This is a genomic window from Streptomyces sp. NPDC059166 (assembly GCF_042755185.1).
In the GTDB taxonomy this organism is placed as follows: Bacteria; Actinomycetota; Actinomycetes; order Streptomycetales; family Streptomycetaceae; genus Streptomyces.
The window spans coordinates 1-12,134 of sequence record NZ_JBHZCI010000012.1; the positions used below are offsets into that span (position 1 = coordinate 1).

Here is a 12,134-nt window from a genome sequence, read left to right on the forward strand (position 1 = left end):
GCGTCCGGGAACGTCTGCGCCCCGGCCGCCTACTCCTGGATCGCGGGCTCGAAGAAGGTCGCCCTGTCCGGTGACGAGGACTCCGCGACCGTCGCTCTGCCCTTCCCGGTCAAGCACTACGGGGTGTCCTACTCCACCGCGTCGGTCACCACCGACGGCCTGGTCAACTTCCTGTCCTCCCGGGTCGGTGACTACACCAACACCGCGCTGCCCACCACCGGCGCCAACGGTGTCAAGGGCATCCTCGCCCCGCTCTGGGACGACCTGACCCTGGACAAGAAGTCCTCCGTGCAGACCGCGACCACCGGCACCAAGGGCCACCGCACGTTCGCGATCGTCTGGAACAACGCCGCCTACGCCGACGGCACCACGGGCCGCGCGACGTTCGAGGCCGTCTTCGACGAGGCCACCGCAGCGGTCACCTTCCAGTACAAGACCGTCGCCGACCAGGGCGCGTCCGCCACCGTCGGCATCGCCGACCAGGCCGGCACCGACGCCCTCCAGTACTCCTACAACCAGCCCGTGATCACCGCCGGCACCGCCGTCACCTTCACCCAGGGAGCCACGTCATGAACCGGACCTCCCGGCGGGGCCTGCGCCTCGCATCCGCGTTGGCGGTGGCAGGTCTCGCGCTGAGCGCGGCCCCCGCTGTCGCCGTGGCCGACGACGGCAACAGCGTGCTCTCCCTCACGGACGCACAGGCCGAGAAGCTCAGCGAGCGGCTCCAGCCCGACGTGTACGGCGACCGCACCGAGGCAGAGGCCCCGGCCCCATCCGGTGCGGAAGCAGGCACCGTCACCGGCTCGGCCCCCGACACCACGGCCCCGGACACCGCGGGCTCGAACACCACGGGTTCCGGCACGGCGGCCGCGGGCACCGACGCGCTCCCGGCCCCGACGGTCACCGCCAAGGGCTACTCCGAGGGCGTGACCGGCATGGCCGACACCGTCCCCGTCACGGGCACCCAGGGCGACTACTTCACCGTGCACGCAGGCGGGAACATCTCCCGGCGCACGGCGGACGGCAAGGAGACATGGACGCGGGACAACAACTCCCTGTACAAGGAGTGGGACGTCCCGGTCCTGTCCCCGCGCTACCTCAAGGAGCCGTACCCGGCCCGCGTCGTGATGGGCTTCAACGCCGTCACCCCCTTCTCGGCGGCGTCCGACGAGGGCTACACCACCGGTGACCTGACCGGCGACGGTGTGCCGGACCTCGTGTTCACCGCCGACGTGGGCACCTACCCGTACCGCCCGTTCGTCCACGGCGACAGCAGCCTGCACACGGGCACGTTCGTGACCGTCCTCGACGGCACGTCGGGCAGCACCCTGTGGACGAAGCTCTACGAAGGCGCGTACCAGATCAAGCTGGTCGGCAAGACGCTGGTGGTCGCGAACACGCCGTACTACAACACCTCCGCGTCCCCCAGCTCGACCTCCACGCTGACCGGCATCCGCTTCCACCACGCCGACGGCAAGCTGACCGAGGCGAGTTCGTGGACGTACGACACGGGCCTGTTCACGGGCGCCGCGTGGTCGAGCATCGAGTCCGTCGGCAACGGTCTGGTCGCGGCGTCCTGGAACAAGCGCAAGACATCGGCCACCGACACCACGGCCGGTCACACGCTGGTGATCGACACGGCCGACGGCAGCGTCGAGTGGCAGTCCACGAACCGGCTCTACTCGCGCCAGCTCCACCTCGACGCCACCCGGAAGCGGCTGGTCGCGCTGGAGATGTCCGATGTGAACGACGCCGTCGGGTACGAGATCGTGTCCTACGACCTCGCCGACGGCACCCGCACCACCCTGGACCGGCGCACCAACGCCTTCGCCATGGACCTGGAGGTCGGCGACATCCAGGGCGACGCGAAGGCGGAGTACTCGGTCAGCGAGGACACGCTCGACACGAATTTCCTGATCAACGCCAACACCGTCCGGGCGCTGAACGGCAAGGACGCCTCGGTGCTGTGGCAGCGCACCGTCAAGCGTGACGCCGACAACCCCCAGGACGGGCCCACCGCCTGGAACCTCACCGCGGTGGACGGCACTCTCGTCGCCAACTACCAGGACGACCAGGACTTCACCCACGCGGTCAACGGCCACGCCACCAGGTTCGCCCGGATCTCCGTGTTCAAGGGCACCGACGGCACGGTGAAGTGGGAGAAGCGGGGCATGGTCGCCTCGCAGGCCTGGGCCCAGCCGTTCACCCGGGGCGGCACCCAGCTCCTGCGCACGGTGGACACCGACCAGAACATCCACGTCTACAAGCTCGGCAACGGCAAGCAGGACTCGCTCACGCCCGTCCAGTCCCAGCTCTGGTCGGCCGTGCTGCTGGACGTCAACGGCGACGGCAGGAATGACATCGTCGCCGGCGGCCAGTCCCAGGGCCTGTACGCCTTCGACGGCCCGTCGATGGCCGCAGGCAGGAAGAAGCTGCTCTGGCAGACCACCGTCCCCGGGCAGATCCACCGGATCGTCAAGGCCGATGTCGACGGCAAGGGCGCCGACGAGATCGTCGTCGCCGCCGACTCCGCGACGGCCGTCGTCGACTCCACCACCGGCAAGGTGCGCTCGACCATCGATGCCAAGGGCCAGTACGTCTGGTCCCTGAGCGCCGGTGACCTCGACCATGACGGCAAGGACGAGATCGTCGTCCCCACCGACAAGATCCGCGCCTACGACGGCAAGGGACACCAGAAGTGGGCGTACACGGCACCGGCGGACAACGTCGTCTTCGGTGACGTCAGCATCGTCGACGGCCAGGTGTACGGGCAGTACGGCAGCCGGGACGCCTTCACCAACGACGGGCAGACCCCTGCTTCCGGCGGCAGGCCGACCGGAGCCGTCGCGGTGAACGGGAGCAAGGGAAAGGTCGTCTGGGAGGACGCCGACCCCGAGCCCGAGGGCGCGATGAACCTCTTCGGCACCGCGATGCGGGGCGCCGCCTTCGCCTCGAAGGAGATCCCCTACGCGGACGGTCACGCGGTCGCCGAGACGTGGCTCATCCGGAACACGTCCGGCAACATGGCCTCGGTCGTCGAGATCCGCGACGGCCGCACCGGCGAGGTGCTGCACTCCGCCGCCGCCGGGGGCGCCTGGACCCTGGGCAACTGGTTCACCGGCCCCGACGGCCTGTACATGGTGAGCACCAACAGCGTCGTCCTGTACGGTCCCGACGGCCAGGACCACCGCGCGCGGCCCAGCAGCTCCGTCCAGACCGGCGGCTGGCTCACCGGCCCGAACGGCGTGCGGTACCTGATCGGCGCGGGCGGCACCGGGTTCGACCTGATCGACCCGGCGCAGGTCAAGAACGGATCCGCCTCACGGATCGGCTACGGAAGCGTCTACGGCGGCCGTGAGTACGTCGCCGGCGACCTCGACGGCGACGGCACGGACGAGATCGTCTCGCTCAACTTCGACGGTGTCGGCATCGACCGCATGGCGGAGCTCGAGGAGGGCGGCTACTCCCAGCCCTACACCGCCATCCGTCAGCTGACGGTGTTCAGCCTGAGCTGACGGTCCGGGTCCCGCGACCCGGACGGCACGCGAGCGACGACCCCCTGGGCGGCTGCCCAGGGGGTCGTCGGCTCCATGCCTGCCGCCTGTCGGCTTCAGGCCCGCACCGCGGCGGTCGACCCCCGTACGACCAGCTCCGGCTGGAAGACGTACTCCGTGCGCTGTACGGGGCTGCCGGCGATCTCCTCCAGCAGTGCGCCGACCGCCGCCGAGGCCATGGCCTGGACGGGCTGGCGGACCGTGGTCAGCGGCGGATCGGTGAAGGCGATCAGCTGCGAGTCGTCGAATCCGACCACGGAGACGTCACGCGGTACGTCGAGGCCCCTCCCCCGGGCCGCCCTGACGACGCCGAGCGCCATCAGGTCGCTGCCGCAGACGATGCCGGTGCAGCCCTGGTCGAGCAGCGCCCCCGCCGCGACCTGGCCGCCCTCGACGCTGAACAGTGTGGAGCACACCAGGAGTTCGGCCTCCTCTCGGCCCATGCCGAGGACGGACACGGCGGCGTCGACGAAGCCCTCACGCTTGCGCCGGGAGGGCACGTAGCGCTGCGGCCCGATCGCCAGGCCGATCTTCCGGTGGCCCAGCTCCGCGAGGTGGCCGACGGCCATGCGGACGGCGGCCTGGTCGTCGGGCGAGACGAACGGGGCGCTGATGCGCTCGTTGTAGCCGTTGATCAGCACGAACGGCACTCCCCGGTCGGTGAGTGCCGCGTACCGCGACGGGTCGGCGGCGGTGTCGGCGTGCAGGCCGGACAGGAAGACGATGCCGCCCACGCCGCGCTCGACGAGCTGTTCGACGAGCTCGTCCTCGGTGGCGCCGCCGGGCAGCTGGGTGCAGAGCACGGGGGTGTAGCCGTGCCCCGCGAGGACCTGCTCCACGGACTGCGCGAACGCCGGGAAGATCGGGTTGGTGAGTTCGGGTGTCACCAGCCCGATCAGCCCGGCGCTGCGCTGCCGCAGCCGTACGGGGCGTTCGTAGCCGAGGATGTCGAGCGCCGCGAGCACCCGCTGGCGCGTGGTGTCCGCGACGCCCTGCTTCCCGTTGAGGACCCGGCTGACGGTGGCCTCGCTGACCGCCGCCTGGCCGGCGATGTCGGAGAGGCGCAGCGCCGGCCCGGTCCTCGGTGCGGGAACGGTCACACCGTCCACCACACCGTGGTGTCGGCGGGCAGCTCGACCGTGGTGCCGACGGCGGCGAGAGGGCCGCTGGCGATCAGCGGGGTACCGGGGGTGGCGATGCGCACCGGTGCGCCCGTGGTGTTGACGGTGCAGACGAATCCGGGGCGGCCCAGGGCGAGCACGCCCTCGGGGGCGTCCAGCCACTCCACGTCCGTGCCGGCGCCGAGGCCGCGGTGCTCGCGCCGGATCGCGATCGCGGCCCGGTACAGCTCCAGCGTGGACCCTTCGGCGCCGGTCTGCGCCTCGACGGAGAGCTCGCCCCACGCCGCGGGCTGCGGGAGCCAGCTGCCGCCGGCGCCGAAGCCGTACGAGGAGCCCTCGCGGGTCCAGGGGATCGGGACGCGGCAGCCGTCGCGGAAGCCGTCCTGGCCCTCCGCCCGGAAGAACGACGGGTCCTGGCGGGCCTCGTCGGGCAGGTCGGTGACGTCGGGGAGGCCGAGTTCCTCGCCCTGGTAGACGTACGCCGAGCCGGGCAGCGCCAGCATCAGCAGGGTCGCCGCACGGGCCCTGCGCAGTCCGAGGACCGGGTCGCCGGGGGTGCGGAGCTGGGTGCCGAGGCCGGGCGGGTTGGCGAAGCGGGTGGTGTGGCGGGTGACGTCGTGGTTGGAGAGCACCCAGGTGGTGGGCGCGCCGACGGGGCGCATCGCGGCGAGCGAGGAGTCGATGACCGCGCGCAGCTCGGCGGCGTCCCAGGCGGTGGACAGGTACTGGAAGTTGAACGCCTGGTGCATCTCGTCGGGGCGCACGTAGTTGGCGGTGCGTTCGACGGTGGGCGTCCACGCCTCGGCGACCAGGATCCTGCCGCCGGTGGCTCCGCCGGGCCCCCGGTTCTCCGGGTACTCGTCGAGGATGGCGCGCCAGCTGCGGTAGATCTCGTGGACGCCGTCCTGGTCGAAGAAGGGCATGACGTCGTTGCCGAGCAGCTTCAGCTGGTCGTGCGTGCCGAGGTCCGGCAGCCCCTCGGCCTTGACGAGGCCGTGGGCGACGTCGACGCGGAAGCCGTCGACGCCCATGTCGAGCCAGAAGCGCAGGATGGAGCGGAACTCGTCGGCGACGGCCGGGTGCTCCCAGTTGAAGTCGGGCTGCTCAGGGGCGAAGAGGTGGAGGTACCACTCGCCGGGCGTTCCGTCGGGGTCGGTGGTGCGGGTCCAGGCGGGGCCGCCGAAGATGGACTCCCAGTCGTTGGGCGGGAGTTCGCCGTCGTCCCCCTTGCCGGGGCGGAAGTGGTAGCGCTCCCGCAGCGCCGATCCGGGGCCTTCGGCCAGGGCACGCTTGAACCACTCGTGCTGGTCGGAGGAGTGGTTGGGCACCAGGTCCACGATGACGCGCAGTCCCAGCACATGGGCCTCGCGGATCAGCTCGTCGGCGTCCAGGAGCGTTCCGAACATCGGGTCGATGGCCCGGTAGTCGGCGACGTCGTACCCGGCGTCGGCCTGCGGGGAGGCGTAGAAGGGGCTGAGCCAGACGGCGTCGACGCCGAGGTCCCGGAGATACGGGAGCCGGGCGGTGACGCCCGCGAGGTCGCCCATGCCGTCGCCGTTGCCGTCGGCGAAGCTCCGCGGATAGACCTGGTAGATCACCGCGTCCTGCCACCAGCCGGTGCGGTGGCCCGGGGCGTCGTCGGACGTGCCGGTGGAGGGGGCAGCGAGGTGCTGGGTCATGTCGTCCCTGTGGGGTGTCTGGGAGGGGAGCGGCCCCGCCGGTACCGGGTCAGGGTTCCGGCAGGCCGCCGTGATGGTGCGTGCGGGCGTGCGGGGTGAGGGGTGTCAGCCCTTGACGGCTCCGGCGGACATGCCGGTGACCAGGTGCTTCTGCGCGAAGAGGAAGACCAGTGCGGCCGGGATCGCGATGAGCACGGACGCCGCGGTCATCGGGCCCCACTGGGCGCCGTACTGGTTGACGAACTTCTGCAGTCCGCCTGCCAGGGTGAGGTTCTCGTCGCCGACCATGAAGGCGGAGGCGTAGGCCACCTCGCCCCAGGCGGTGATGAAGGAGTAGAAGGCGGTGACGGCGAGTCCGGGCTTGGCGAGCGGCAGGATGAGCCGCCAGAACGTGCCGAACGGGGTGAGGCCGTCGACCTGGCCGGACTCGTCGATCTCGTGGGGGATCGTGTCGAAGAAGCCCTTCATCATCCAGGCGCAGAACGGCACCGAGATGGTGAGGTAGGTGATGACGAGGCCGGCCGGCTGGTTGAGCAGGCCGATGCTCGACATGATGTTGTAGATCGGCACGATGAGGACGGCGACCGGGAACATCTGGGTGACCAGCAGCGTCCACATCAGCCCGCGCTTGCCGGGGAATCGGAAGCGGCTGACGGCGTAACCGGTGGTGGCGGAGACGAAGACGCCGATGACGGTGGAGAGCCCCGCGATGATCACGGAGTTCCCGAACCAGGTCAGGAACTCGGTGTCCTTGATCAGGTTCGTGTAGTTCTCGAACGTCGTCTCTTTGAAGAAGTCCGTCGTCGTGGCGAACTTCGCCGGCTTCAGCGAGGTCAGCAGGACCCAGAGCACCGGGAAGACCGCGATCACCGAAGCGATGATCAGGGTGAGGTGCAGGGCCACGGAGGCCAGGGGTGAGCGCTCGCCGCGGCGCCGGGGCGTGCGGGCGGAGTGCCGGGCGGTGGGGGCCGTGACAGTGGTCACCAGTTGTCTCCCTGCGTGCGGAGCACTCGCCGGTAGACCACGGCGAAGAGCATCAGGAGTACGAGGATCAGCACGCCCCAGGTGGAGGACTGCGCGAAGTCGCGCGGGCTGATCTCGAAGGAGAATTTGTACGCCTGGGTGACCAGGATCTGGGTGGCCTCACCGGGTCCGCCGCGGGTCAGCAGGAAGATCACCGGGAACATGTTGAAGGTCCAGATAGTGGAGAGCAGGATCACCGTGGTGGACACCGGGCGCAGTCCGGGCAGCGTGATGTGGCGGAAGCGCTGCCAGGCGGTGGCGCCGTCCATCTCCGCGGCCTCGTACTGCTCCGAGGGGATCGACTGGAGCCCGCCGAGCAGGGCGACCATCATGAAGGGGACGCCGAGCCAGACGTTGACGGCGATGACGGAGAACTTCGCCCAGGTGGGGTCGTTCAGCCAGGGTATGCCGTCGATGCCGGCGCCGCCGAGGACCTTGTTGAGCAGCCCGCGGTCCTCGTTGTAGAGGAAGCGCCAGGCGAAGACGGAGACGAAGCCGGGGATCGCCCAGGGCAGGATCAGCGCCATGCGGTAGGCGGAGCGGCCCACGATGCGGCGGTTCAGGATGTTGGCGAGCGCCATGCCCAGGCAGAAGGTGATGCCCACGCAGGAGACCGTCCACACCAGCGTCCAGCCGAGTGTGCCGAGGAACTGGCTGCCCGTCAGCGCGTCGACGTAGTTGTCGACGCCCACGAACTCGTAGGTCGCGGGCAGTTCGTTGACACCGATGGACCGTGCGACGTTGCGCTCGTTGGCGTCGGTCAGCGACAGGTAGATGCCGCGGACCAGCGGATAGCCGATGATCACGCCGATCACGATCACGACCGGGGCGACCATGGCCCAGGCGTACCAGTGGACCGAGAGGGCCCGCCGGAGCTTGCTCGGTGGAGCGGATTGACCAGTACCGCGGCTCCGGCCGCGGGCGACGTCGTCGCCCGCGGCCTTCGCCACCGACTGGCTGGTGTGGACAGCCATCAGCCGGCCTGCCTTCCTGGGTTACTTCCAGCCCTTGAGGAGCTTGCGGTAGGAGTCGCCGGTCGCCGAGGCGGCCTTCTCCGGCGTGGTCTGGCCGGTGAGCACCTTGGTGTACTCGGTGACGAGCGGCGCGAAGAGGCTGCCGGTCTCCGGGATCCAGGGGCGCTCGACGGCGGTCTCGACGACGGGCTTGAAGAACTGGACGATCTCGCTGTCCGCGGCCTCCTGCTTGGCGTACGCCGAGGTGCGGGTGGGGAGCAGGTTCAGCTCACCGGCGGTCTGCGCCTGGGTCTGGACCGAGGTCATGTAGTCGACGAATGCGTAGGAGGCGTCGAGGTTCTTGGAGCCCGCGTACACCGCGAGGTTGTGGCCGCCCTGCGGGGCGCCCTGCGCGGCGGAACCGGCCGGCACCGGGGCGATGCCCAGGTTCGCCTTGTCGGTGAACTCCTTGCCGGTCAGGGTGTCGGCGACGGCCCAGGGGCCGTTGATCATCATCGCGACCTTGCCGTCCTTGAACGACGACTGCATGTTCTCCCAGCCGTCGGTGGCGTCGGTCTTGGCCGCGCCGCTGTCGACGAGGTCCTTGACGGTCTCGAATGCCTTGACGCCCTCGGGCTTGTCCACCGTGACGGTCTTGGACTTGGCGTCGACGAGGTCGCCGCCCTCGCCGTAGAGGAAGGACAGGAACCAGTAGGCGTCGTCACCGCGCAGGTAGAGGCCGGTCTTGCCGGTCTTCTTCTTGATCGTCGCGGAGGCGGTCTTCAGGTCCGCGATGGTCTTGGGGACCTCGACACCGGCGTCCGCGAAGATCTTCTTGTTGTAGAAGATGCCCATGGAGTCGATGACCTGCGGCACCGCGTACGTCTTGTCCTTGTACTTCGTCGAGGCCGCGGCCTGCTCCAGGAAGTCGTCCTGGTCCTTGAGGGCCGCGGTGCCGTCCAGCGGCGCGAGGTAGCCGAGGTCGGCGAACTCGGGGGTCCAGGCGACCTCGGAGCGGATGACGTCAGGTGCGCCGGACCCGGACTGGGCGGCGTTCTTGAACTTGTTCTGAGCCTCGCCGAAGGGCACGTTGACGTACTTGACGTCGACCTTCGGGTGCTCCTTCTCGAAGCCCTCGGCGATCTTCTTGAAGACCTTGTCCTCGCTGCCCACCGTCGAGGTGTCCCACCAGGTGACGGTGCCGGAGAGCTCGCCCGAGCTCTTGCTTCCGCCGGTCTCGTCGTCACTTCCGCAAGCGGTCGCCGCGAGCGCCAGGGTCGCGACCAGGGCGGTGGCCGTTATGCCACGTCGCATCTGAACTCCTTCAACTGCCGTACCGCTCCGTCGCGGCGCCGGGTCGACGTGAACGTAACAAGGATGAAAGACGACCGAAAGACCTTGCGGAAGATTTCTGCAAGCTCCGCTGATCGTTACATTCGCGTGTCCTCAAGGTTGCCGTCAAACCTCTTGACGACGGACCGGTTCACCATCCCGCGCCAGGCCAGACACCCTGTGCCAGTAGTAGGACGATCCGACCGGGTCCTTCGGAAGGTCGACCGCAAGCTCTTGCAAGATGTTGCCGTCGAGTCGGCAGCGGCGCCGTAAGCAGGGGGCGGACTGCCTGAATCCCGTGCATGGTGGGCAATCCGACACGCGCCCGGTACAGTCCAGTGCCATGACCGCACGGCTTGCCGATATCGCAACTCAGGCGGGGGTCAGCGAAGCGACGGTCAGCCGCGTACTGAACGGCAAGCCCGGTGTCGCAGCGGCCACCCGCGAATCCGTCCTCGCGGCGCTCGACGTCCTCGGTTACGAACGCCCCGTCCGGTTGCGCCGGCGCAGCGCCGGGCTCGTCGGTCTGATCACGCCCGAGCTGGAGAACCCGATCTTCCCCGCCCTGGCCCAGGTGATCGGCCAGGCGCTGACCAGGCAGGGCTACACACCGGTTCTGGCGACCCAGACGCCCGGCGGGTCCACCGAGGACGAGCTCACCGAGATGCTCGTCGACCGCGGGGTCTCCGGCATCATCTTCGTCTCCGGTCTGCACGCCGACACCTCGGCGGACATGCAGCGCTACGAGCAGCTGCGCGCCCAGGGGGTCCCCTTCGTCCTGGTCAACGGCTTCTCCCCCAAGGTGCAGGCCCCCTTCATCTCCCCCGACGACCGGGCCGCGATGCGACTGGCGGTGACCCATCTCGTCGCCCTGGGGCACCAGCGCATCGGCCTGGCCGTCGGCCCGAAGCGCTTCGTCCCGGTGCTCCGCAAGATCGAGGGCTTCCACGCCACGATGAGTGAGCAGCTGGGTCTCACCGCGGACGCGGTGGAAGAGCTGGTCCAGCACTCCCTGTACACCCTGGAGGGCGGCCAGGCGGCCGCCTCGGCGCTCATGGAGCGCGGCTGCACGGCCGTGGTCTGCGCGAGCGACATGATGGCCCTGGGTGCCATCCGGGCGGCCCGGCGGCTCTCCATGGAGGTGCCGCGCGACCTCTCGGTGGTCGGATACGACGACTCCCCCCTCATAGCGTTCACCGACCCGCCGCTGACCACGATCCGGCAGCCGGTGACGGCCATGGGGCAGGCCGCCGTGCGCACCCTCCTGGAGGAGATCGGCGGCACTCCCGCTCCGCACAGCGAGTTCGTCTTCATGCCCGAGCTTGTCGTACGGGGTTCAACTGCCTCTGGTCCGGGCGCCGGCGCCCGTCGGTGACGTACAGGATGTGCGACCCCGGACCTACCGGAGGATCATCGGTCGGAGGGGGACGTATCTGGCAGACTCTGCGCCTATGGGTGAATCGCACGTGACCACAGAGGAAGACCGCACGGCGGCCACCCCGTCACCCGTCGCGGACGGTTCGACGGTGTCCAGCTCCACAAAGGCGGTCACCCTGTCACGCATGCGCCCCCGGCTCCCGTCCCTGCGCTCGCTGCGCTCACCCCGCCGGCCGCGCCTCTGGTTCGAAATCCTGCTGATCGCGGTCAGTTACTGGCTCTACTCGCTCGTGCGCAACGCCGTGCCGGAACAGAAGGCCGCGGCCCTGCGCAACGCAGACTGGATCTGGTCCCTCGAACACACCGTGGGTCTGGCCTTCGAGGAAACGGTCAACCGGGCCGTCAACTCGGTCACATGGCTGATCGTGTCGATGAACTACTACTACGCGACACTCCACTTCGTGGTGACCATCGGCGTGCTGATCTGGCTGTTCCGGCGCCATCCGGGCCGTTACGCCGCCACCCGTCTGATCCTTTTCGCCACCACGGCGGTGGCCCTGCTCGGCTACTACCTGTTCCCTCTGGCCCCGCCCCGGCTGATGAACGGCGGCGCCTTCATCGACACGGTGATGCTGCACCAGACGTGGGGTTCGATGGCCTCGGGCAACTTCAAGCACATGTCGAACCAGTACGCGGCGATGCCCTCCATGCACATCGGCTGGTCCCTGTGGTGCGGTGTGACCGTCTGCGCCCTCGCCTCAGCCCCCTGGGCCCGCATCCTCGGCGCCCTGTACCCGATGGCCACGCTGATCGTGATCGTGGCGACCGCGAACCACTTCTGGCTGGATGCGGTGGGCGGTGTCGCCTGCCTGAGCTTCGGGGCAGCCGTCTCCTTCGCCTGGTACGGCTCCCTGCCCCACCGTCTCCCCCGGCGGATCACCCCCGTACGCGGCCGGCTGAGAGCGCTGCGCGCGGCCCGGCAGCCGCGGCGCGGCCCGGCCGTGGCCACGGCCGCCGAGGGCGGTGCGGCCGCGGAGGGCGCGGCCCCCACCCCTGCCCGGCGCCCGTAGCCGGACCTGGTACCGCAGCCGGGCC

The 12,134-nt window shown here is 69.7% G+C and carries 8 protein-coding genes and 1 pseudogene; 4 read left to right on the plus strand and 5 right to left on the minus strand.

What is annotated here, in order from left to right; genetic code table 11:
* Together ACFXOA_RS11390 and ACFXOA_RS11395 are read left to right on the plus strand one after the other, a co-directional pair.
* A pseudogene (locus ACFXOA_RS11390) lies at nt 1-573 on the plus strand (peptidase S8); the annotation flags it as partial.
* Nucleotides 570-3,515, plus strand: a complete 2,946-nt coding sequence (locus ACFXOA_RS11395; RefSeq protein ID WP_385025136.1) for an FG-GAP repeat domain-containing protein — start codon at nt 570-572, stop codon at nt 3,513-3,515. The pseudogene ACFXOA_RS11390 and the gene ACFXOA_RS11395, both read left to right, overlap by 4 nt.
* Nucleotides 3,516-3,610: 95 nt before the next feature.
* Here the strand turns inward: ACFXOA_RS11395 and ACFXOA_RS11400 are convergent, their stop codons facing one another.
* The 5 genes from ACFXOA_RS11400 to ACFXOA_RS11420 form a co-directional block, all read right to left on the minus strand.
* Nucleotides 3,611-4,666, minus strand: coding sequence for a LacI family DNA-binding transcriptional regulator (locus tag ACFXOA_RS11400; protein WP_385025139.1), 1,056 nt, complete (start codon nt 4,664-4,666; stop codon nt 3,611-3,613).
* Nucleotides 4,651-6,354 (minus strand): glycoside hydrolase family 13 protein, encoded by a 1,704-nt coding sequence (locus ACFXOA_RS11405; protein ID WP_385025142.1) that lies wholly within the window; start codon nt 6,352-6,354, stop codon nt 4,651-4,653. Before ACFXOA_RS11405 ends, ACFXOA_RS11400 begins: the two co-directional genes overlap by 16 nt.
* A gap of 105 nt (nt 6,355-6,459) precedes the next feature.
* On the minus strand, nt 6,460-7,338 hold the full coding sequence (locus tag ACFXOA_RS11410) for a sugar ABC transporter permease (RefSeq protein WP_385025145.1): 879 nt from the start codon (nt 7,336-7,338) through the stop codon (nt 6,460-6,462).
* On the minus strand, nt 7,335-8,351 hold the full coding sequence (locus tag ACFXOA_RS11415) for a carbohydrate ABC transporter permease (protein ID WP_385025148.1): 1,017 nt from the start codon (nt 8,349-8,351) through the stop codon (nt 7,335-7,337). The genes ACFXOA_RS11410 and ACFXOA_RS11415 overlap by 4 nt, the downstream gene beginning before the upstream one ends.
* A 21-nt stretch (nt 8,352-8,372) precedes the next feature.
* Nucleotides 8,373-9,644, minus strand: a complete 1,272-nt coding sequence (locus ACFXOA_RS11420) for an extracellular solute-binding protein (protein WP_385025151.1) — start codon at nt 9,642-9,644, stop codon at nt 8,373-8,375.
* Between the two features lie 361 nt (nt 9,645-10,005).
* On the opposite strand from ACFXOA_RS11420, the gene ACFXOA_RS11425 reads away from it, so the two are divergent.
* Together ACFXOA_RS11425 and ACFXOA_RS11430 are read left to right on the plus strand one after the other, a co-directional pair.
* Complete coding sequence (locus tag ACFXOA_RS11425) at nt 10,006-11,037, plus strand: LacI family DNA-binding transcriptional regulator (RefSeq protein ID WP_385025154.1); 1,032 nt, start codon at nt 10,006-10,008, stop codon at nt 11,035-11,037.
* A gap of 76 nt (nt 11,038-11,113) precedes the next feature.
* On the plus strand, nt 11,114-12,109 hold the full coding sequence (locus tag ACFXOA_RS11430) for a phosphatase PAP2 family protein (RefSeq protein WP_385025157.1): 996 nt from the start codon (nt 11,114-11,116) through the stop codon (nt 12,107-12,109).
* Nucleotides 12,110-12,134 lie beyond the last annotated feature (25 nt).